Genomic DNA, 20144 nt, shown 5'->3' with positions numbered 1-20144 from the left:
GCACAGGACGCACAGGACGCAGAGCCCGGTCATCACGATGATCAGCAGCACGGTGAGCAGCTGGCGCACGAAGTCGTTGTCGACCCAGCCGTCCAGGCCCACCGCCAGCAGCGTGAAGCTCACCGCCACATCGGCCAGCGAGCCCACCACCAGGACCCCGGTCATGGTGACCGCCCAGCCGCCCAGCCAGCCCGCCCAGAGGCCCATCGCCCGGGGTCGGCTTGAGGCCGGCATCCGGTTGGTCCGGCACACGGTCGTGGGCCATGCTCCCTCGCTCCGCCGGGCATCCCCGCCGGGAGCGGGCGATGATCCGGATCTCATCGTGATGATCCGGATCTCATCGCAAGGAGACCCGGCGATACGTGCATCGCGGGCGAACCGCCCCTGTCGGTGGAGGGCCTGCGGGCGTCACCCGATCGGCCCGGTCCTCTGCGAAGGCGGAGGCAGGGGCGCAGGGTGGAGTCCATGTGGTCCCGCCGATTCGTCCTGGGCGTTCTGGCCCTGCCCCTGGCCCTCCTGGTGTTCGGGGACGGCCCGGCGTTCCACGGGACCCGGAAGGAGCTGGCCACCGGGCCCCGCCCGCCGCGCGGACTGCCGCAGCCGGCCGTCGTCAGCCGCCGCGAATGGCACGCGGACGAGGACCTGGTCCGGGAGGGGCCGCACTACACGGGCGCGGCGCGGGCGGTGTTCGTGCACCACACCGGCAACCCCAACGACTACGACTGCGCGGACGCACCGGCCCTGATCCGGGCCGTCCAGAGCGACCACATCCGGCAGGACGGCTGGGACGACATCGGCTACAACTTCCTCGTCGACCGCTGCGGCACCATCTACGAGGGCCGCGCGGGCAGTGTCGGACGTTCGGTGCTCGGCGCGCACACCAAGGGGTTCAACACCGACACGGTCGGCATCGCGGCGATCGGGAACTTCGGCGCGGGAGTCGAGGTGCCGAAGCCGATGATGGACGCGCTGGTGAAGCTCACCGCCTGGAAGCTGCGGCCCGGGGCGGATCCGCTGGGCAGGGTCGACCTGGTCTCGACGAACGACGAGAGCCGCTTCGACCGGGGCCAGGTGGCCCGGCTGCACGTCGTCTCCGGTCACCGCGACAGCTTCGAGACCCGCTGCCCCGGCGACGCGCTCTACAGCCTGCTGCCCGAGCTGCGGGAGCGCGCCGCGAAGCTGCGCGCCGCCGCCCCCGGGCACTCGGCGGCGGCCCGGCTGCGCCCGTCCTTCTGACCGGTCCCGGGGGTGGCTACCGGGCGACGAACTGCGTGAGTATCGCCTGCACCTCGTAGATGTCGACGCCCTTGGTGAACGTCTTCTGGAGCGGGGTCGCGTTGCCCGAGATCCAGATCTTCAGCTCGGCGTCGAGGTCGAACGTCCCGGCCGTCTCCACGGAGAAGTGCGTGATGCTGCGGTACGGGACGGAGTGGTACTCCACCTTCTTGCCGGTGATGCCCTGCTTGTCGACGAGGACCAGCCGCCGGTCCGTGAACAGGATCGTGTCGCGGATCAGCAGGAACGCGGCGTGCACCTGCTCGCCCTGCCCGAGGAGCCGGGCGTAGTCCTGCTGGGCGGTGGCGGGCTTGATCGTGTGGGCGTTGCCGAACAGTGCCATGGGTCCCCGTTTCTCGGTCGTCGTACGTACAGAAGTACGAGCCGGAGCGGACGATGGTTCCACGCCGCTGCCGGACCCCGTTCCCGGAGGACCCCGCTCCCGGGCCCCGTTCCTGGACTCAGAGCGGGACGACCGTCGCCTCGGTGGCCTTCACGCTGGTCCAGACGGCGCTCCCGTCGGCGATGCCCAGCTCGGCGGCGGCCTGCGGGGTGATCTCCGCGACCAGGTCCGGGGCCTCGGCGGAGGTGATCAGCAGCCGTAGCCGGCTGCCGGCCGAGGTAATCTCGCGGACCGTGCCGGGCCAGACGTTGCGCGGGCTGCCGGTGGGCCGCTCCCGGTGTACGGAGACGGCTTCCGGAGCGATGACCGCGAGGGCGTCCGTGCCCGCCGCGAGGGGCTCGGCGACCACGAGGTGCCCGCCGTCCGCCGGCGCCAGACCGTCGGCGGTGGCGGTCCCGGACCAGGCGTTGCGGCCCAGCATCCGGGCCACCCACGGCGAGCGCGGGTGCCGGGTGACCTCGGCGGGCGGCTCGTCCTGGAGGACCCGGCCGTCCTCCAGCACCAGGACCCGGTCGGCCAGCGAGACCGCCTCGACCGGGTCGTGGGTGACGATCAGACAGACCCCGCCGAAGTCCGCGAGGTGCCCGCGCAGGGTGTGCCGCACCCGGGCCCGGGTGGTCTGGTCGAGGGCGGCGAGCGGTTCGTCCAGCAGCAGGAGGCGGGGGCGGGCGGCCAGCGCGCGGGCCAGGGCGACCCGCTGGGCCTGGCCGCCGGAGAGCTGCGCGGGTCTGCGGTGGGCGAGGTGGCCCACCCCGAGCCGGTCCAGCCAGCCCTGGGCCTCGCGCCGGGCCCCGGCGCGGGGCACGCCGTGGGCGCGGAGCCCGTACGCCGTGTTGGTGAGGGCGCTCAGGTGCGGGAAGAGCGCCCCGTCCTGGGGCACCCAGGCGACGCCCCGGCGGTGCGGGGGGAGCGCCGACACATCGATGTCGCCCAGGCGCAGTCGGGCGTGGGCGCGGGGGGTGAGGCCGAGGAGGGCCCGCAGGAGCGTCGTCTTGCCCGCGCCGTTGGGGCCGACCACCGCGATGGTGGTGCCGGGCGGGGCGTCGAGCGTCAGCCGGGTGAAGCCGGTGACGTCGGCGTGCAGCGGCCAGGGTTCCCGGGGGGCCTTCTCCAGCAGGCCGGGGGGCGGCTCGGGGAGGGCTTCCGGCGCGGTGCCCGGCGGGTCGTCCTCCGGCCGGGCCGCCGCCGCACGGCTCGTGGGGCCCCGGTGGGCGCCCGGGGTGCCGGTCCAGCGGCCGCGCAGCGCGACGAGCACGATCATCGCGATGGCCAGAAGCAGCAGTGACACGGAGGTGGCGGCCTCCGGCGAGTCCTGGAGCAGCAGATACACCTGGAGCGGCAGGGTCTGTGTGGTGCCGGGGAGGTTCCCGGCGAAGGTGATGGTCGCGCCGAACTCACCGAGTGCCCGCGCCCAGGTCAGGGCGGCTCCGGCGATCAGCCCGGGGGCGACCATCGGCAGCGTCACGGTGAGGAACACCCGTACCGGCGAGGCTCCGAGGGACGCGGCGGTCTCCTCGTACCGGGGACGCAGCCCGCCGAGCGCGCCCTCCAGCGAGATGACCAGGAACGGCATCGCGACGAAGGTCGCCGCGAGCACGGCCCCCGAGGTGTGGAAGGGGAGCGTGATGCCGAAGGTGTCCTCCAGCCACGGGCCGAGCAGCCCGCGCCGGCCGAACGCCAGCAGCAGCGCGACGCCGCCGACCGTGGGCGGCAGGACCATCGGCAGCAGGACCAGCGAGCGGACGAACGCCTTGCCGGGGAACGGCACCCGGGCCAGCAGCCAGGCCAGCGGCACCCCGAGCAGGAGCGAGAGGCCGAGGGACCAGAGCGAGACCAGCAGGGAGAGCCGCAGCGCCCGGGTGGTGGCCTCGGCCGTGAGGTGGGCGCCGAGGTCGCCCCAGGAGGTGCGGACCAGGATGCCGACGAGCGGCAGCATCAGGAAGACCACGGCCAGCAGGGCGGGCACCGTCAGCAGGAGCGGGGCACGGGCCCCGGGCGTACGGCGGAGTGATGGGCGTTTCATGGGCGACCTCGTCGGGCGGCTCGAAGTGCGGTGCCCGGCAGGCTGGTCGGAGCGTTCCGTACGGGCCTGCCGGGGCGTGCGGCGGTCAGGGCCTGTCGTTCGGATCAGGCCGGATAAGGGAGCGGGGTCCGGTGCGTGCAGCTGCAAGGCGGAGGATCGAGGCAACGCGGATGGGCCCCTCCCTGCTTGAGCGAAGCCGAGAGCTTGGGGGAGTGCGCACCGGGGCGCGCGAGCCCGGCCTGATCCGAACGACCGGCCCTAGAAGACTCCTGAAGATCTTGCTCGGGCCGACTGTTTCACCCCGGATTGCCGGTAAATGTCAATCAGGTCGAACCAGTGCAACCCGGGCGCGATTTCAAGATCTTCATCGGTCTTCTAGGGCTGCTGGAAGCCCGCGCCCCGGAGGATCTTCTGCGCGGCAGGTGTGGAGAGCCAGTCGACGAACGCGGCGGCGGCCTCGCCGTGCTTCGACGTCTTCAGTGTGGCGGCCGGGTAGGAGGCGATGGCGTTCTCCGCGTCCGGGATCTCGATCGCGTCGACCTTGTCCGCGGCGGTCGCGGCGTCGGTCCGGTAGACGATCCCGGCATCCGCCTCGCCGAGTGAGACCTTGCTGAGGACCGCACGGACGTTGGGCTCCAGGGAGACCGGCTTCACCTCGGTCTTCCGCGCGTCGAGGATCTGCTCGCTGTAGCGGCCCACCGGCACCTCGGGGGCGGCCAGGACGACCTTCAGCTTCGGGTCGGCGAGGTCCTTGAGGTTCCCGACCTTCTCCGGGTTGCCCTCGCCGACGGCGATGACGAGGCGGTTCCTGGCGATGACGGCCGGCTTCCCGGTGTCGCCGGAGAGGCCGTCCATCGTCCTGGTGTCCGCGGTGACCAGGGCGTCGGCGGGGGCGCCCTGCTTGACCTGGGCGGCCAGCTCCTGGGAGCCCGCGAAGGAGAACGTCACCTTCGTGCCGGGGATCTCCTTCTCGTACGCGGCCCCCGCCTCCTTGAAGACGTCGGTCAGGGAGGACGCGGCGAGCACGGTCAGGTCGGCCTTCGGGGCGCCCGAGCCGCTGTCCTCGGCCTGGCCGGCGCCGGAGCCGTCGCTGCCGCAGGCGGCGAGCGGGATCAGGAGGGCGGTGGCCAGGACGGCGGCGGCCGCACGGCGGCGGTTGACCGGGAGGGACATGGGGGTCGGGGCTCCTTGGATGCGTGCACGGTCGACGTGTGCCGGCCGGGCGGGGCTGCGGTACGTGGGCAACGGTGTGCCTTCGTCGGGCCACGGCCGGCCGGGGTCGTCGACGGCCGGTCCGTGTGCGGTCCCGGGCGGTCCCAGGTGCAGGGTGCGGACCCGGGTGCGGGGTGCGGACCCGGGTGCGGGGTGCGGACCCAGGTACGGGGTGCGGACCCAGGTACGGGGTGCGGACCCAGGTACGGGGTGCGGACCCAGGTACGGGGTGCGGACCCGGGTGTGGACTCAGGTGCGGTCGATATGCACGCTGGTCGACTTCACCCGGGCGGTCGCCCGCATGCCGACCTCAAGTCCAAGCTCCTCCACCGCCTCCCGGGTCAGGAGCGAGACGAGTCGGTGCGGACCTGCCTGGATCTCGACCTGGGCCGCGACGTCGCCGAGTTTCACCGCGGTGACGATGCCCGGGAACGCGTTGCGGGCCGAGGTGTACGGGGTCTCGTCCTCGTCGCCCGCGCCCTGGCCGACCTCGATCGAGAAGGCGGCCAGCGCGCGGCCGCCGATCAGACGCCGGCCGGACTCGTCGCGATGGGTCGCGACCCGGCCTGCATCCGCCCAGCGGCGGGCGGTGTCGGGGCTGACTCCGAGAAGTCGTGCCGCCTGGCCGATTGTGTAGGTCTGCATGTGCAACACGTTAGAGCAATCAGGCTGGCATGTGCCATTCTCTGGATGATGATCCATCGCAGATGCGAGAGGTCCCGGAGGAACGCACGGGATGTGGTGCGCTGCGTGTGGGGGCACGCGAACGGACCGCGCCCGTCCTCCTGGCGCGGCCCGTGTCGGGGGTGTCGGCCCCGGGACTATGCCGCCGGGCTCGTCGCCGGCATCTCGCCCTCGGTGGTGGTCACGTCGACCACGGCGAACAAGGCGCCCTGTGGGTCACCGATCGCCGCGAACCGGCCGAACGGGCTGTCCATCGGCCCGAACCGCAGCACCCCGCCACGCTCGGTCGCCTTCGCCACCGCCGCGTCGCAGTCCGGCACGGCGAAGTACACGTTCAGGTACGAGGGGACCTCCGCCGGGAAGTCGTCACCCATCGCCATCCGGCCGAGGACCGTCTGCCCCTCGACGTCGAACATGGAGAAGTCCATCGACTCGTCGTCGAACTTCCGCACGGCGTAGGGGAAGACCGCGGGGTAGAACGCGTCGACCGACTTCGGGTCCCGGGTGAAGACCTCGCCCCAGCAGTAGCCGCCGGGCGCACCCATCTCCGTCTCGAACCCCTCGTGGGTGCCCGCCTGCCAGATGCCGAAGACGGCTCCGCCGGGGTCGCGGGCCAGCGCCATCGTGCCGAACTCGCCGACCCGCATGGGCTCCACCAGCACCTCGCCGCCGTTCTCGCGGACCTTCGCGACGGTCGCGGCGGTGTCCGCCGACGCGAGGTACAGACACCACGCCGAGGGGCTTTCCTCCTCTCCCGGCATGGGCGGGGAGAGGGCGGCGGCCGCCTTGCCGTCCGCGTACGCCTGCGTGTAGTTGCCGAACTCCGCCAGGCTCTCGCCGAAAGTCCAGCCGAGCACATCTCCGTAGAAGCTCTTGGCGCCCTCCACGTCGGCGAACATGGCGTCCGCCCAGCACGGAGTGCCCTCGGGTTGTACAGCCATGGCGCCGGTCCCTTCCTGGAGTCGATGCCCCTGGAGTCGCTGTTCTCGGCCCTCCCCGTACGGGCTCCCGCCCCGCACGGGCAACGCTAGTCAGCGGAGAGCCGGACCGCACGCCGGACGACCCCGACTGGTTACGTACTAGTACGTAACCAGTGTGTGCTAGTACATAAGCGGCGAGGCGTTAGGGTCACGCCATGTCCGCACTTCACCCTCGGCCCGTGACCCTGACCGGGCAGCACGTCGAACTCGTCCCGCTGACCCTCGGGCCATCTCGACGGCCTCTTCACGGCGGGAGGCGGCGACGAGGAGGTGTGGCGCTGGCAGGGCGGTCCGGCGCCGCGGACCCGCGAGGAGCTGCGCGGCCGGATGGAGCGGGTGCTCGGCGACGTGACGTACGTACCGTTCGCCGTCGTCCACCGCGCGAGCGGGCGGGCCGTCGGCTGGACCACCTACATGGACGTCGCGGTGCACGACGAGCGCCTGGAGATCGGCTGGACCTGGTACGGGCGCGCCCACTGGCGCTCGGCGGTGAACAGCGAGACGAAGCTCCTGCTGACGCACGCCTTCGAGGAGCTGGGCATGGGGCGCGTCCAGCTGAAGACCGACCATCTCAACGAGCGCTCGCAGGCGGCCATCTCCCGGCTCGGTGCGCGGCGCGAGGGGGTGCTCCGGCGGCACCGGCAGCGGCCGGACGGGACCTGGCGGGACAGCGTCTACTTCTCGCTGCTGGCCGACGAGTGGCCCGCGACGAAGGCGCGTCTCACCGCGCGCCTGGCCGCGGGCTGAGGCAGCCGCCCCGGGTCACCCCCGGGACCGGTGCCGGGCGGGCCGCCCCTCGACCGCGTAGTCCGGGCAGTCGGGGTTCTCACAGGGGCCCGCGCGCCATACCGGGACGAAGATCCCGAGGGACTTGTGGCGGTGGATCTCGGAGGAGACGGACTGCTTGCAGATCGGGCACATGAAAGCGGCCCGCTGATGAAGGTCACGCTTTTCGCTGTCCATTTACACACGATAGGCGGGCCCGAAGATTTTGGAAAGTCTTGGCCTTCGCTTTCCCTCTGCTTTACTGCGGCCCTACTTGCCCGAATCGGCTTCGGACGCGTCCACGCCGCCCGGGCTTTTCGGTGGACGGCGCACGCTCAGCGTCACCGACACCGCCAGAATGACGACGATCACCGCCAGGCTCACCGGCGAGGGAATCTCCGGGATCGAGGTACTGATCATCTTGTGGGTGGCCTGCAGGATGAGCTTGACGGCGATGAAGGCGAGGATGATCGCCAGCCCGTGGCTCAGGTAGTGGAACCGGTCCAGCAACCCCGCCAGCAGGAAGTACAGGGCACGCAACCCCAGGATCGCGAACGCGTTGCTGGTGTAGACGATGAACAGGTCGTCGCTGACCGCGAGCACCGCCGGCACGCTGTCGACCGCGAAGATGAGGTCGGCCGCCTCGATCGCGGCGACCACCGCGAGCAGCGGGGTGGCGACCCGCCGACCCTCCTTGTGGACGACGAAGTGCGTGCCGGAATAGTCGTCCTGGACCGGCATGATCTTTCGCAGCAGCCGCACCGCGAAGCTCTTGCCCGGGTCGAAATTCTCCTCCTGGCCGCTGAGGATTTTATAGCTGCTGTAGAAAAGGATCGCGGCGAAGAGGAAGAGGACGAAGGTGAAGCGGTTGACCACCGCCACGCCGGCCGTCAGGAAGATCGCGCGGAATACCAGCGCGCCCATGACGCCGAAGAAGAGCACCCGGTGCTGATACTCCCGGGGCACCTTGAAATAGGCGAAGATCAGCGCGAAGACGAAGAGGTTGTCGACCGACAGGCTCTTCTCCAGCAGCCAGGCGGTGGTGTACTCCGTCCCGGCGGTCGCCCCGAGCGTCAGGAAGACAACACCGCCGAAGATCAGCGCGAGGCTCACCCACAGCGCGCTCCACAGCCCGGCCTCCTTGAAGCCGATGACATGCGCCTTGCGGTGCGCCAGGAGGTCGACCGTCAGCGAGACGACGACGGTCACGGCGAACACGGTCCAGAGCCACACCGGTACGTCCACGCCACAGACCTCCCACTCGGGTTTTTACGAGTGTGACCCGCCCGCCCGGTCCCCGCCCGCCGGGGAACGCCGGGTGGCGGCCGCGACCGAGGCCATCAGCTCCGCGTCGAGGAACGAGGGGTCGGCCAGCCGGGTGGCGGCGGCGTAGGAGTTCAGCAGCGCCTTGGTGACCCGCAGCGCGGCTTCCGGCCGGCGGACCACCGGCTTCGCCCAGGCGGCGACCGCGTCGTCCAGCTCCGCCTCGGGCACCACCCGCTGGAGCACGGACAGCTCGTACGCCTCGGCGGCGCCGAAGGCCCGGCCCGTCAGGATCAGCTCGCGGACCCGGGCCGCGCCCACCTCGTGGATCAGCCGGGGCAGCAGTCCGCCCCAGGCGGTCGGCAGCCCGAGCGCCAGCTCCGGCAGCCGGAAGGCGGCGGTGTCCGCGCCGACCCGCAGATCGCAGGCCAGGGCGAGGGCGAACCCCGCGCCGACCGCCTTCCCCTGCACCCTGGCGATGGTCACCGCCCGGCCGCCGGAGATCGCCTCGCAGACCCTGCGGGCCTTCTCCCCGGCGACCCGGATGCCCCGGCCGCCGGGGTCCTCCTCCAGCCACTGGCCGAACTCGGTGCGGTCCCCGCCCAGGCAGAAGTCGTCCCCCGCACCGCTGAGCACCAGCACCCGCACCTCGGGGTCCGGGACGGCAACGATGTCCAGCAGCTCGTCGAGCATCGCCTCGGTCACCGCGTTGCCGCTCGCGGGCGCGTGCAGCTCCACGTGCAGGACGGGACCCCCGCGCCGGGTGCGTACCGTCGCGGGGCGGCCCTCGGAGCGGTCCTCGGAGCGGTCGTCGGGCCGGTCCTCGGAGCGGTCGCCCGCGGTCAGGAAGTCGGGCAGCGAGAGCTTCACAGGGCCACGCCCAACGAGGTGATCCGTCTGAAGACCATCCGGGGCGCGTGCACCGGCGGCGAGACGGTGTGCAGAGTGGGGAAACGATCCAGCATCCGCGCCAGCAGCGTCCTCGCCTCCAGCTTGGCCAGCGCCGCGCCCAGGCAGTAGTGCACCCCGCCGCCGAAGGTGAGGTGGCTCCCGCCGCGCAGGATGTCGAAGGCGCCCGGATCCGGGTTCCGCCGCGGATCGTGGTTGGCGGCTCCGTACAGGACGTGGATCATGCTGTCCTTCTTGATCGGGACCCCACCCAGGACGGTGTCCTCGGCGGCGATCCGGGTGTTGATGTGGATCGGCGGGTCGTAGCGCAGCGCCTCGTCGACGGCCGCGTCGATGTGCTCCGGGTACTCCCGCAGCCACGCCCACCGGGTGGGCTCGGTCAGCAGGGCGGTCATCGAGGAGAGCAGCGTCGCGGTGGTCTCCAGCGAGGCGATGGTGACGAACATGGTGAGCCGGTAGAGGATCTCGTCCGCCCGCTCCCGGTCCGGCTCCATCGCGTCCCAGGTGTGGATCCAGCCGGTCAGCACGTCGTGGCGGGGCTCCGCCCGGCGGCGGGCGACCAGATCGGTGAAGTAGGCGCGCAGCCGCACAGTCGCCTCGGCGGAGACGGCGAGCTGCGACTTGGTGGGGAGCAGTTCCTGGGCGAATACCTGGTTGTGGGTGATCTCCAGGAGGTTCGGATAGTCCTCGGGCGGTACCCCCAGCCAGGCGCCGACCGTGCTGATCGGCAGCTGCTCGCTGACGGTGGAGACGAAGTCCGCCTCACCCCAGCGGAGCTTCTCCGCCAGCTCGTCCAGCAGCCGGTCGGCGTCGCGCTCGACGTCGGGGGTGAGGCGTTCGATGGTGGACCGGTCGAAGAGGTTGCCCAGCGAGCGGCGCTGGCAGGTGTGGTCCGGAGCGTTGAGCCGGGCGAGCGTGGTGGTCATCTCCCGGGTCGCGATCGCGTCCCACTGCTTGGAGTCGTCCTGCCGCTCCTGCCAGGCGAGGTCCGGGGCGATCCAGTTGCGGCCCCGGAGCACCTGGCTGCAGGCGTCGAAGCCGGTGACGAAATACCCGTTCCACGGAGCGCGGACGACGTCACCCATCGTCCGCAGCTCCGCGAGTATTCCGTACGGATCAGCCTGTCCTTCCGGCGTACTGAGTCGGCGGAGCAGCCCGATGACCGCGCGCCGACCGTCGGGGGTCCTGCCTGTACCGCCAGTGATGCTCACGCGGAGTTCCTTGACCTAGCCCATGGTTACCGCCCTGAACCTACCCCTCCGGATATCTGCGCCAAGCATCGATCTCTGTTGCCCCCGTCACATGCAATCGTCACGAATGCCCGTTATCACAAGCGAATTGTCGGCTCGTGAGTCATACGCGGAACACGTCGAGGAACGAACTCCACCAGCCCTTCTGCTTCTTCGTGGACTCCGTCTCGTGACGGTGCGTCACAGGCGTGGCGGGGGCGGCGTTCCGGTACGGATCGGGCAGCTGGGCCGAGGTCCGGGCCGGGGCCTGCACCCCGCTCGCCGCTCGCCGCGCGGCCGTCGGCGTGAACCGGACGGGCAGCGCGACCAGAGCCCGGTGGAACGGGCCCGGCCGCCAGGCCACACCCGATGCGGGCACGGCCAGCGAGAGATCCGGAACGGTGTTGAGGATCTTCTCGATCGCGGTCAGCGCGATCAGCGTCGCGGGCGACTTGGCCGGGCACACGTGCGGCCCCGCGCCCCAGGCCAGATGGGCGCCCTTGCTCAGGGTCTGGCGGGCGTCCGTGAGCCCCGGGTCGCTGTTCGCGGCGGCGAAGCTGATGAGGACCGGGGTCTCCGCCCTCAGCACCACCCCGTCCAGCTCGATGTCCCGGACCGGGTAGTGCGTCGCGTAGTTGGCGATCGGCGGGTTGTTCCACAGGACGTCGTCCAGCGCGTCCTCGACGAGCAGCCCCGCACCGCGCCGCTCGGGCGCGCCCGGCTGGTCGCCGGCGAGCATCAGCAGCAGCGCGTTGCCGATCAGGTTGCGCTCCGGCTCCACACCCGCGCCCATCAGCATGACCAGCTGGTCCTTCAGCTCCTCGTCCCGCAGCCCCGCCGGGTGCTGGATCAGCCAGGAGGTGATGTCCTCGCCGGGCTGGCGACGCTTGATCGCGACCAGCTCCATCAGGCACTCGGTCAGCTCGGCGTTGGCACGGAGCACGTCCTCGCCGTCGAAGATGGCGGACATCGAGCGGGTCAGCCGGTCGCCGATGTCGCCGGGGCAGCCGAAGAGCTGGTTGAACAGCAGCAGCGGCAGGAGCTTGGCGTACTCGTTGAGCAGGTCGGCGGTGCCGCGCTCGATGAACTGGTCGATCAGGTAGTCGGCGATCCGCTCGACGTCCCGGCTCAGCCGGCTGCTGTTGAGCCGGGCCAGCGACTCGGTGACCGCCTTGCGCAGCCGCAGGTGCTCCGCGCCGTCCGTGAAAAGGCAGTTGGGCCGGTACACCATCATCGGCAGCACAGGGCTGTCCATGGGGACGGCGCCCTCGCGCAGCGCGGCCCAGCGCCGCGAGTCCCGGGCGAACAGCGCCGGGTTCTGCAGCACCCGCAGTGCCGCCTCGTGCTGCACGATCAGCGTGGCGTCCACCCCGGGGGCCAGCTCGATGGGCGCGGCGGGACCGTGCGCCCGGAACGTGTCGTAGGCGCGGTGCGGATCGGCGGCGAACTCCGGTCCGTACAGCGACGTCTGCTGCTGGTGCATGGGGCACCCGGCGGGGGCGCTGTACGGGGTGGCTCCCGGCGACGGGTCCATGTCAGCTTCCTCGGTGTGATCGCGGGGCCCGGTCGGGCTCCTGGCTTCGGGATACGTCTGGAGGTGCGGCCGCGGGTGTGTCAGGCCGTGTGCGACAGCAGGTGGCGGACCAGGGTGATCAGGGCCTGCGCGGAGGACTTCTGGTCCCGGGCGTCGCAGAAGACGACCGGGGTGTCCGGCAACAGGTCGAGCGCCTCGCGCAGTTCGTTCTCCGCGTGCTGCGAGTACGGGTCGAAGCTGTTGACGGCGACCGCGTACTCCAGCCCGTACGTCTCGACCAGGTCGATGACGGGGAACGTGTCGGCGAGCCGCGCCGGGTCGACCAGGAGCAGCGCGCCCAGCGAACCGCGTGCCATGTCCTCCCACAGCTCCACGAACCGCTGCTGCCCCGGCGTACCGAACAGGTAGAGCACCAGCTCGTCGCTGAGGGTCAGCCGCCCGAAGTCCAGGGCGACCGTCGTCGTCTTCTTGTCGGGTGCCCCGCGCAGATCGTCGACCTGGGCGGCGACCTGGGTCATCCGCTCCTCGGTGCGCAGCGGGGTGATCTCGGACAGTGTGCCGATCAAGGTCGTCTTGCCCACGGCGAAGTGCCCGACGACGAGGATCTTCGCCGCGCGCTGCACCGCGTCCGGCACATAGATGCTCTCAGCCGAACCGGACTTGGAGTCCATGCAACACCTCTTCGAGGATCTTCCTGTCAACGAGCTGGGCCGGCGGCGGAGCCTTCCGGCGCAGCAGGTGTCCCTGCTGGTTTAAGTCCTGGAGCAGGAGACGGGCCACCCCGACCGGCAGACCGAGGTGACCGGCGACCTCGGCCACCGACAGATAGCCGCCGGAGCACAGCTCCCAGATCGCCTTGACCTCGGGGCTCGGGTTCGGCGGCGGCTGCCGCTCGGGGGCGAGGGTGACCAGCGTGACGAGGGAGAGATCCTCCGCGTCGGGCAGCCCCCGTCCGCCGGTGATGACATAGGACCGGACGAACCCGCTGCTGACCTGCTGCTCCTCGCCCGGCGCCGTCATATCTCGCTGTCCGCGTGTCGGCGGGGCGGCGTGGTCATCGCCTTCCCCAGCGCGGTGACCTGCTGCTGCATCCGGAAGGACATCGCCTCCATGTCCACGTCGGCGGCGGCGGTGGCGGCGAGGTAGGCACCGGTACCGGCGGCGATCAGGAAGATCCAGCCGTCCTCGTACTCCAGGAGCGTCTGCCGCCAGTGGCCCGGGTCGCGGGTCCCGATGAAGGGGGCGACGGCCCGGCTGAGGGACTGCATGGAGCTCATGGCCGCGGCGACGGTCTCCGCGTCGTCCCGGCCGATCTCGCTGGAGTTGGCGAGCAGCAGACCGTCGGCGGACACCAGGATCGCGTGCCGGGCGCCGGGTACCTGGAGCAGGTCGTTGAGTACCCAGGACAGATCGGGGTTCACTGGAACTCGGGTCCTTCCGTCGTCGTCGTGTCGCGTCCGGACCGGGTGCCGCGCTGGAACGCGCCGAGTCGGGAGGCGGTCTCCTCGTTGCTGCGCACGGGGACCGGTTCGGCCGAGGGCACCGCGGAGACCGGGCTCTTGCGACGACGCTTCGGCAGCCCCCCGGCGGTGGTGGTGATCTGGGCCAGCGGCTGGGTGGTGGTGTCCGGGTGCGGGGTGGGCGGGAAGAGCGGGGTGGGCGCCGGGGCCGGGGCCTGCCACTGGTCCGCCTGCTGGATCTGCTGGACCTGCTGGTGGGTGGCGGCCGGGTCGGGCGCCTCGGCGGGCGCCGCGGTAGCCGGCGGCACCTCGGTGGTGAGCAGTTCGTCGGGGATGAGGACCACCGCGCGTACGCCTCCATAGGGGGAAACGGAGTCCACCGAGACCCGGAAGCCGTAGCGGGCGGCGAGCATCCCGGAGACGGCGAACCCGAACTGCGGCGGGATACCCAGGCTGGAGACGCTGATCGCGGCCTGGGGGGAGAGGAGGGCCGCCGCGCGGTCCTTCTCCTCCTGGCCCATGCCGAGACCGGCGTCGTCGACGATGAGGCAGACGCCCGTGGGCACCGCCTGGATGTTGATCTCCACCGGGGTGCCTGGGGCGGAGTAGTTCGTGGCGTTGGCGAGCAGCTCGGCGAGGACCACGGCGACGGGCTCCACCGCCCGGCTGACGACGGAGAAGTTCACCTGGCCGTTCACCCGGACCCGGTCGAAGTGCCGGATACGGCCCTGGGCGCTGCGGGCCACGTCGAAGACGGAGGCCACGGTCTCGCGCCGGCCGAGCCAGCCGCCGCAGAGCACGGCGATGCCCTGGGCGCGCCGGCCGAACTGACTGTTGGCGTGGTCCATGGCCATCAGGTCGGCGAGGATGCCGGGGTCGTCGCCGTACTTGCGCTGAGCCTTCTCGATCACGACCTGCTGCTCGTCGGCGAGACCCTGGAGCGTACGGACGGCGGCCTTGAGGACGGCCTTGGTCTCCTCCTCGGCGTCCTTGCGGACCTCCGCGAGTTCGGCGGCCTGGCGCTGGAGCAGACCGTTGTGGACGGTGTGGAGCTCGTCCCGTTGGTGCAGGAGCGCGTCGCGCTCGCCGCGCAGGTCGGTGTTGTGTCTGCGCAGCTTGACGTTGGTCGCGCGAGCCCGCAGAACGGCACCCGCGGCGACCAGTGCTACGACAACCAGCGCCCAGATGACGGGGCCCTGTGAAAATGTCATGAGACTCACTTCAAGTGCCATGGCGGAAACGGCTTGACACCCCATCAGGCGGCACGCAGCCAGGGCTCGTTCGCCACGACCGTGCGCCGCTTCGGGAGGTGCCCCTCCGAAGGTGGGGCCGAGGAATCCATCCCTCCCGGAATGCCCCCATACGCCATCAGCCCACTGGAAGTACGATGATCTTATCACCGGCCGCACGCCGAAATGTCAAGGCCGCAAAGCCAGTTGCCACTCGACGCGGAATGTTCACATCGGGCAGATGTGGAGGAGGGGGCTCCACCCCGACTCCCTTCACATGATGGGGAGTTCGGGAGCGGGCGGGGCCGAATCCCGCCGGTCCGCCGAACCGCGGCGGCGGGGCTTCGGGGGCCACCTTCGATGGCTGTGCCGACGGCTGTCCGGTGGCTGTCCGGTGGCTGTCGAAGATCCGGAATTCATCGATTCGCTTCCGTCCGGCCCTCCGCGGAGCGCCCCGGCCCCTGCCGCGCCCTTCGGTGGTTCCTGGTCGGCCGGGTGAAGGCGCGCATCGTGATTCGGCTTGCCGTCGTGGGCGACGAGCGCTGGTCCGGGCCGCTCGGCCACGCGGTCCGTGCGACGCCGCAGCTCAGGCGGGGCCGGTGGAGGCGCGGGCCTCCAGGGACCAGGCGTGGCGGCGGACGGTGTCGGGCGCGGCGCGGTCCGCGAGTATGTCGCAGAGCAGTTCGGCGCAAGCGCGGCCGTACGCGGCGGGGCGCAGGTCGACGGCGGTGACGGGTGGTTCGGCACCCCGGGTGGCGGTGCCGTCGACGCAGGACGCGACGAGCAGGGCGGTGCCGCTTCCGCGTTCTTCGGCCCCGCCGGCCTCCCGGCCCAGGGCCGCCGCCGCGCGCAGGACGCCCGGGGCGGAGCCGTCGGGGGCGCAGATCACGGCGTCGACCGCGGGGTCCGCGGTGAGCAGTGCCCGGGCGGCCTCCTCGGCCTCCGCCGGGGTCGCCGCGAACGGCACGGTGCGCAGCGCCACCTCCACTCCGCGGGCCCGCCCCCAGGACCGGGCCGTCGCACGCAGGGCGGTCGCCCAGGCGGAGGAGCCCGCGGGGGCCAGGAGCGCGGGGCGGCGGGCGCCGCGCTCGGTGACGTGGTCTAGGAGGGCGGTCAACGAGGCGGCGTTGTCGCAGACCACGGCGCCGCTGGGGCCGGCGGCCGGGCCGAGGTAGCGCTCGCCGGTCACCACCGGGACGCCCGCGTCGAGCAGCCCGGGCACCTCGCTGTCGCCGACCTCGGGGTCGATCACCAGGAGGCCGTCGACGCGCGAGGCGATCCGCCCGCCCGACGCCCCCGAGGGTGCGAGCAGCACCACGTCGAGCCCGTCCTCCTGGGCGCGCTCCACCGCCCCGAAGGCGAGGTTCATGTAGTAGTCCAGCCGGGTCGCGGTCGCCGGCAGACGCAGCCCCACGGCTCCGGTGCTGGCGCGGCGCAGCCGCCGGGCGGCGCTGTTGGGGCGGTAGCCGAGCTCCTCCGCCACCGCGCGGACCCGGACCCGGGTGCCCTCCGCGACCCGGCCCGAGCCCTGGAGCGCGTCGGACACGGTGCTCTTGGAGACCCCGGCGGCGCGGGCCACGTCGAGCAGGGTCACGGTCCGGGAGGTCACGGAGGTGAAGTCTAGACGTTCACCGCCGGGCAGGGCGGAGGATTGCCGGAACGTTCCGGCAAAGTTAGATTCGGTGGGTGCCGGAACGTTCCGGCACCCTGTCCTTCTCGTGCCGGCCCCCGCCCGCCCCGCCGACCTCTCCCCCAGGAACCGTCATGCGTCTGATCACCGCCCACAACCCGCCCGCGTCCCCGACCCGGACCCGCCCCGCCGACCGCACCCCCCTGCGCGTCGCGGCCGCCCAGCAGCGCTGGCACCGCGACCCCGCAGAGCACCGGGCCGCCCTGCTGGAAGGCGTCCGGCTCGCCGCGGCCGAGGGCGCCCGGGTGGTCTGCCTCCAGGAGCTGACGCTCTCGCCGTACTTCGCCGTCGTCCGCCGCTCCGACCACCCCGAGCCCGCCGGGCCGGAGGAGCTGCTGACCGGCCCCACCTTCACGTTTGCCGCCGAGGCCGCCCGCGAGCACGGCGTGTACGTGCACGCGTCGCTGTACGAGAAGGCCCCGGCGCCCGGCGGCGAGGACGACGGCCTCGGCTACAACACCGCGATCCTCGTCGCCCCCGACGGCACTCTCGCCCAGCGCACCCGCAAGACCCACATCCCGGTGACCGAGGGCTACTACGAGGACGACTGGTTCCGTCCCGGCCCGGCCGGCGACGACGCCTTCCCGCTGGTCACGGTCGACGAGGCCGCGTTCGGGCTGCCCACCTGCTGGGACCAGTGGTTCCCGGAGCTCGCCCGCGCCTACTCCCTCGCCGGGGCCGACGTCCTCGTCTACCCGACCGCCATCGGCTCCGAGCCCGGCTTCCCCGGCTTCGACTCCCAGCCGCTCTGGCAGAAGGTGATCACCGGCAACGCCGTCGCCAACGCCACTTTCATGATCGTGCCGAACCGCATCGGCGCCGAGAACGGCCTCACCTTCTACGGCAGCTCCTTCATCGTGGACCCGTACGGCCGCGTCCTGGCCCAGGCCCCCCGCGACGAGCCCGCCGTCCTGGTCGCCGACCTCGACCTCGACGCCCGCCGCGACTGGCTGGAGCTGTTCCCGTTCCTGACCACCCGCCGCCCCGACGCGTACGGCCCGCTCACCGAGACCCGCTGAGCCCGGCAGCACCGGCTCGACTCCGGCGCCCCGCGCACCGGCCGGTCCGCAGCCACGTGGGACGTGCTCGCCGAACGTGCATCGGGTCTACTGAAGACGCTGCGCGAGCACGAACCCGACTTCGTCCTGCCCGACGGCACCCTCGCCGAGTGCGACCGGGTCGGCGACGGCCGCACCGACTACTCCGACAAACACCGGCGCCACGGCGTGAACGCGCAGTGAACGTGCAGGTCGTCACCGATCCCGGCGGCCGGCTGCTGTGGCTCTCGCCCGCCCTGCCGGGCCGCACCCACGACCTGACCGCCGCCCGCACCCACCGGATCATCCGGATCTGCGAGCGCCAGGGCGTTCCCATCCGGGCCGATCTCGCCTACCAGGGCGCCGGCCGTTGCTGACCACCGGCATCATCATCAGGCCCTCGAACCCGTCCCGCCAACGGGCGGGTTCTATGCCGTGACCCGCGGCCACCGTCTCTTCGTCAGTCCACACAACTCACGATGATCAACGGCGGCCGCCCCCGTCTCCACAACGCGTCAGGGTCGCGCAGTTCCGCCTGCCGTCCTGAGTCCGGAGGACGAGTCTGGTGGGTGGAGTTCGACGAGCGGCGGCTGGTCGTACTGCTGGCGGCAGACGACTCATCCAGGATCCGGGCGATGCAGGTCGTCACTCCTGCGGGCGTCGACATCAGCGGTCTGGGCATCGAAGTGCAAGTAGGTGCCATGGAAGGCCTGCCCTTTGAAGGCGTGCTGCGGTTCGCGTTCCCGCGCCCGGGCTTCACCCCGTGCACGTGGCTGACCACCGTGTCCCAGGATGACCTGATCGAGCGGGCGGGCGTCCTGTCCTCCGCGAAGCTCAGCGAGATTGAGGACGCCCTCCGTCTCGGTGAACTCGAGTAGGCGGAGAGGCGCCATTCACCATCGAGATCACGACCTACGGCTGGGGTAGGGCTCGCGTACGCTCTCATCAAGGTCGGCGCCAGGTACGGCACCAGGTTCGCCAAGTGGGTGTGGTCCCACACGTCTCAGATCATGAAGTGGCCGAGCGCCGGCTGACACCGTCGCGGAGATCGTCCTCTTCATCGCCCGTGCGATCGGCGCTGTCCAAAAACGGGGGACGAGGTCGCCCGGGAGGACGTGCTCGACCTCGTCGGGCGGCTCGTCGACCGGTCCCTCCTGGCCGTGGCGAACGGTCCTGACGGGCCCCGCTACCGGCTCCTGGAGTCCGTTGCCGCGTACGCGACGGAGCAACTGCACGCGACGGAGGGCCTCGCAGCTGCGCGCGACCGCCATCTGCGCCACTACCTCGCGTTCGCCGTTCGCGCCGAACCTCATCTGCGCGGCGCGGAACAACGCCCCTGGCTGGACCGGCTGGACGCCGAGGCCGGGAATCTGCGGGCGGCCCTGGACGAGGCGGTGCGCCGTGCGCCGGCCGCCCCGGGCACGGTGGGCGGGGCCGTGCGGCCGGCCGCCGCCCTGGCCTGGTGGTGGCTGCTGCGCGGTCGCCTCGCCGAGGCCCGCCGGAGCCTGCACGCGGTCCTGACGGCAGTACCCGGAGGATCCGCCGACGCGGCCGAACTCGCACTTCTTTACCGGGCGTTCGCCCTGCTGACCGGCGACACCGCCGGGGGCGACCCGTCCGGGGTCGGTGCCGAGGCCGGGATCGTGGCCGCCGCCGAAGCCGTCCCCGACCCCGTACGGCGGGCCCGTGTGCTGTGGCTGTGCGCGTACGGCCTGTTCAGCGCGGGCGACACGGCCGGGGGCGAGGCGCTGAACGCCCGCGCGCTCGCCCTCTTCACCTCTGCGGACGACCCGTGGGGCACCGCGGCCGCACTCGGCCTGAGATCGATGCTCGCGCTGGCCGGCGGGGACCTCGCCGGAATCGGCCGCGACGGACGCCGCAGCGCCACCCTCTTCCGCGAACTGGGCGACCGCTGGGGCGAGTTGCAGACGGTTTCCCCGCTCGCCGCGCTCGCCGAGATCGAGGGCGCGTACGAGGAGGCCGAGCAACGGCAGCACGAGGGTCTGCGCATGGCGCGGGAGCTGGGGCTTGAGGCGGAGGTGTCGGCCCGGCTCTCCGGACTCGGCCGGCTGGCGCTGCTCGCCCGCGACTGGGACCGGGCCCGCGACCTGCACGAGCAGGCGCGGCGCATCGCCGCCGAGCAGGGATACACGTACGGCGAGATCCACTCCGGGATGGGCCTCGCCCTCGGCGCCCGCCGCTCCGGCGGCCTCGACGCCGCCGAGGCGCACCTCCTGGGGATCCGCGACGGGTTCGCCGCCGTGTCGTCCCGGGCGGGCGACCACCTGCTCTGCGCGGAGCTCGGCTTCATCGCCGAACTCCGGGGCGAGGCGGGTCCGGCCGCTGTGCACCACCTGCGCGGCCTGGAGGTCGCCCGTGTCCTCGCCGAGCCGCGCGCCCTGGCCCTGTCCCTGGAGGGTCTGGCCGGGGCGGCGGCCCTGGCGGGGCGTC

19 protein-coding genes and 4 pseudogenes are annotated in these 20144 nt (G+C 72.1%); 7 read left to right on the top strand and 16 right to left on the bottom strand.

The annotated features are described in order from the left end of the window. Positions 1-12 precede the first annotated feature (12 nt). A pseudogene (locus tag B9S58_RS21835) lies at positions 13-213 on the bottom strand (APC family permease); the annotation flags it as partial. Between the two features lie 252 nt (positions 214-465). Here B9S58_RS21835 and B9S58_RS21830 point away from each other — a divergent pair. Then, a complete protein-coding gene (locus tag B9S58_RS21830) occupies positions 466-1236 on the top strand; it encodes a peptidoglycan recognition protein (protein ID WP_103533787.1) in 771 nt (256 codons plus the stop codon). 16 nt (positions 1237-1252) lie between these two features. Here B9S58_RS21830 and B9S58_RS21825 read toward each other — a convergent pair whose 3' ends face one another. The 5 genes from B9S58_RS21825 to B9S58_RS21805 all read right to left on the bottom strand — a co-directional run bounded on the left by B9S58_RS21825 (position 1253) and on the right by B9S58_RS21805 (position 6538). Next, entirely contained in the window at positions 1253-1618 is a 366-nt protein-coding gene (locus B9S58_RS21825; RefSeq protein ID WP_103533786.1) for a PH domain-containing protein, read from the bottom strand. A gap of 118 nt (positions 1619-1736) precedes the next feature. Continuing rightward, the gene (locus B9S58_RS21820; RefSeq protein WP_103533785.1) at positions 1737-3701 is read right to left on the bottom strand and encodes an ABC transporter permease; all 1965 of its coding nucleotides are present in this window, start codon (positions 3699-3701) and stop codon (positions 1737-1739) included. A gap of 375 nt (positions 3702-4076) precedes the next feature. Continuing rightward, positions 4077-4874 carry a molybdate ABC transporter substrate-binding protein gene (modA, locus tag B9S58_RS21815; RefSeq protein ID WP_103533784.1) on the bottom strand — a complete coding sequence of 266 codons (798 nt, stop codon included), beginning with the start codon at positions 4872-4874 and terminating at the stop codon, positions 4077-4079. A 288-nt stretch (positions 4875-5162) separates the two neighbouring features. Continuing rightward, on the bottom strand, positions 5163-5558 hold the full coding sequence (locus B9S58_RS21810) for a molybdopterin-binding protein (protein ID WP_103533783.1): 396 nt from the start codon (positions 5556-5558) through the stop codon (positions 5163-5165). A gap of 176 nt (positions 5559-5734) precedes the next feature. Next, positions 5735-6538, bottom strand: a complete 804-nt coding sequence (locus B9S58_RS21805) for a VOC family protein (RefSeq protein ID WP_103533782.1) — start codon at positions 6536-6538, stop codon at positions 5735-5737. A gap of 194 nt (positions 6539-6732) precedes the next feature. Here B9S58_RS21805 and B9S58_RS21800 point away from each other — a divergent pair. Beyond that, positions 6733-7324 (top strand): annotated as a pseudogene (locus tag B9S58_RS21800) (GNAT family N-acetyltransferase). Between the two features lie 15 nt (positions 7325-7339). Here the strand turns inward: B9S58_RS21800 and B9S58_RS21795 are convergent. The 10 genes from B9S58_RS21795 to B9S58_RS21750 all read right to left on the bottom strand — a co-directional run bounded on the left by B9S58_RS21795 (position 7340) and on the right by B9S58_RS21750 (position 16575). Then, positions 7340-7540: a hypothetical protein gene (locus tag B9S58_RS21795; protein ID WP_103533781.1), complete on the bottom strand. Its 201-nt coding sequence runs from the start codon at positions 7538-7540 to the stop codon at positions 7340-7342. Between the two features lie 72 nt (positions 7541-7612). Next, a complete protein-coding gene (locus B9S58_RS21790; protein ID WP_103533780.1) occupies positions 7613-8587 on the bottom strand; it encodes a TerC family protein in 975 nt (324 codons plus the stop codon). 24 nt (positions 8588-8611) lie between these two features. Continuing rightward, the gene (locus B9S58_RS21785) at positions 8612-9475 is read right to left on the bottom strand and encodes an enoyl-CoA hydratase/isomerase family protein (RefSeq protein WP_103533779.1); all 864 of its coding nucleotides are present in this window, start codon (positions 9473-9475) and stop codon (positions 8612-8614) included. Next, positions 9472-10599 carry a cytochrome P450 gene (locus B9S58_RS21780; protein ID WP_103533848.1) on the bottom strand — a complete coding sequence of 376 codons (1128 nt, stop codon included), beginning with the start codon at positions 10597-10599 and terminating at the stop codon, positions 9472-9474. The genes B9S58_RS21785 and B9S58_RS21780 overlap by 4 nt, the downstream gene beginning before the upstream one ends. Before the next feature lie 268 nt (positions 10600-10867). Further along, positions 10868-12277 (bottom strand): cytochrome P450, encoded by a 1410-nt coding sequence (locus B9S58_RS21775; RefSeq protein WP_103533778.1) that lies wholly within the window; start codon positions 12275-12277, stop codon positions 10868-10870. Between the two features lie 80 nt (positions 12278-12357). After that, positions 12358-12948, bottom strand: a complete 591-nt coding sequence (locus B9S58_RS21770) for an ATP/GTP-binding protein (protein WP_103533777.1) — start codon at positions 12946-12948, stop codon at positions 12358-12360. Further along, complete coding sequence (locus B9S58_RS21765) at positions 12923-13297, bottom strand: DUF742 domain-containing protein (protein WP_103533776.1); 375 nt, start codon at positions 13295-13297, stop codon at positions 12923-12925. The genes B9S58_RS21770 and B9S58_RS21765 overlap by 26 nt, the downstream gene beginning before the upstream one ends. Further along, positions 13294-13698 (bottom strand): roadblock/LC7 domain-containing protein, encoded by a 405-nt coding sequence (locus B9S58_RS21760; RefSeq protein ID WP_030075680.1) that lies wholly within the window; start codon positions 13696-13698, stop codon positions 13294-13296. Before B9S58_RS21760 ends, B9S58_RS21765 begins: the two co-directional genes overlap by 4 nt. Next, entirely contained in the window at positions 13695-14948 is a 1254-nt protein-coding gene (locus tag B9S58_RS21755) for an ATP-binding protein (protein WP_103533775.1), read from the bottom strand. The genes B9S58_RS21760 and B9S58_RS21755 overlap by 4 nt, the downstream gene beginning before the upstream one ends. A 604-nt stretch (positions 14949-15552) precedes the next feature. Continuing rightward, positions 15553-16575, bottom strand: a complete 1023-nt coding sequence (locus B9S58_RS21750) for a LacI family DNA-binding transcriptional regulator (protein WP_103533774.1) — start codon at positions 16573-16575, stop codon at positions 15553-15555. Between the two features lie 155 nt (positions 16576-16730). Here B9S58_RS21750 and B9S58_RS21745 point away from each other — a divergent pair, with 155 nt between their 5' ends. The 5 genes and pseudogenes from B9S58_RS21745 to B9S58_RS21730 all read left to right on the top strand — a co-directional run. Then, on the top strand, positions 16731-17675 hold the full coding sequence (locus B9S58_RS21745) for a carbon-nitrogen hydrolase (RefSeq protein WP_103533773.1): 945 nt from the start codon (positions 16731-16733) through the stop codon (positions 17673-17675). Positions 17676-17735: 60 nt separating this feature from the next. Further along, a pseudogene (locus B9S58_RS21740) lies at positions 17736-18093 on the top strand (transposase family protein); the annotation flags it as partial. Between the two features lie 169 nt (positions 18094-18262). Then, positions 18263-18571, top strand: a complete 309-nt coding sequence (locus B9S58_RS21735) for a MazF family transcriptional regulator (protein ID WP_103533772.1) — start codon at positions 18263-18265, stop codon at positions 18569-18571. 66 nt (positions 18572-18637) lie between these two features. Then, entirely contained in the window at positions 18638-18727 is a 90-nt protein-coding gene (locus B9S58_RS40265; RefSeq protein WP_181009408.1) for an aureocin A53 family class IId bacteriocin, read from the top strand. 57 nt (positions 18728-18784) lie between these two features. Continuing rightward, positions 18785-20144, top strand: a pseudogene (locus B9S58_RS21730) (AfsR/SARP family transcriptional regulator); the annotation flags it as partial.

Source organism: Streptomyces sp. SM11 (genome assembly GCF_002910905.1).
GTDB lineage: Bacteria > Actinomycetota > Actinomycetes > Streptomycetales > Streptomycetaceae > Streptomyces.
The sequence above is the reverse complement of the archived record's forward strand: the minus strand, read 5'-3'. Positions and strand labels throughout refer to the sequence as shown.

What these genes read in the sequence shown, in the direction of transcription:
- B9S58_RS21830 (WP_103533787.1), top strand. Translation starts at nt 466, where the DNA reads ATGTGGTCCCGCCGATTCGTCCTGGGCGTTCTGGCCCTGCCCCTGGCC.
- B9S58_RS21825 (WP_103533786.1), bottom strand. Translation starts at nt 1,618, where the DNA reads ATGGCACTGTTCGGCAACGCCCACACGATCAAGCCCGCCACCGCCCAG.
- B9S58_RS21820 (WP_103533785.1), bottom strand. Translation starts at nt 3,701, where the DNA reads ATGAAACGCCCATCACTCCGCCGTACGCCCGGGGCCCGTGCCCCGCTC.
- modA (WP_103533784.1), bottom strand. Translation starts at nt 4,874, where the DNA reads ATGTCCCTCCCGGTCAACCGCCGCCGTGCGGCCGCCGCCGTCCTGGCC.
- B9S58_RS21810 (WP_103533783.1), bottom strand. Translation starts at nt 5,558, where the DNA reads ATGCAGACCTACACAATCGGCCAGGCGGCACGACTTCTCGGAGTCAGC.
- B9S58_RS21805 (WP_103533782.1), bottom strand. Translation starts at nt 6,538, where the DNA reads ATGGCTGTACAACCCGAGGGCACTCCGTGCTGGGCGGACGCCATGTTC.
- B9S58_RS21795 (WP_103533781.1), bottom strand. Translation starts at nt 7,540, where the DNA reads ATGGACAGCGAAAAGCGTGACCTTCATCAGCGGGCCGCTTTCATGTGC.
- B9S58_RS21780 (WP_103533848.1), bottom strand. Translation starts at nt 10,599, where the DNA reads ATGGGTGACGTCGTCCGCGCTCCGTGGAACGGGTATTTCGTCACCGGC.
- B9S58_RS21775 (WP_103533778.1), bottom strand. Translation starts at nt 12,277, where the DNA reads ATGGACCCGTCGCCGGGAGCCACCCCGTACAGCGCCCCCGCCGGGTGC.
- B9S58_RS21770 (WP_103533777.1), bottom strand. Translation starts at nt 12,948, where the DNA reads ATGGACTCCAAGTCCGGTTCGGCTGAGAGCATCTATGTGCCGGACGCG.
- B9S58_RS21765 (WP_103533776.1), bottom strand. Translation starts at nt 13,297, where the DNA reads ATGACGGCGCCGGGCGAGGAGCAGCAGGTCAGCAGCGGGTTCGTCCGG.
- B9S58_RS21755 (WP_103533775.1), bottom strand. Translation starts at nt 14,948, where the DNA reads ATGACATTTTCACAGGGCCCCGTCATCTGGGCGCTGGTTGTCGTAGCA.
- B9S58_RS21745 (WP_103533773.1), top strand. Translation starts at nt 16,731, where the DNA reads ATGCGTCTGATCACCGCCCACAACCCGCCCGCGTCCCCGACCCGGACC.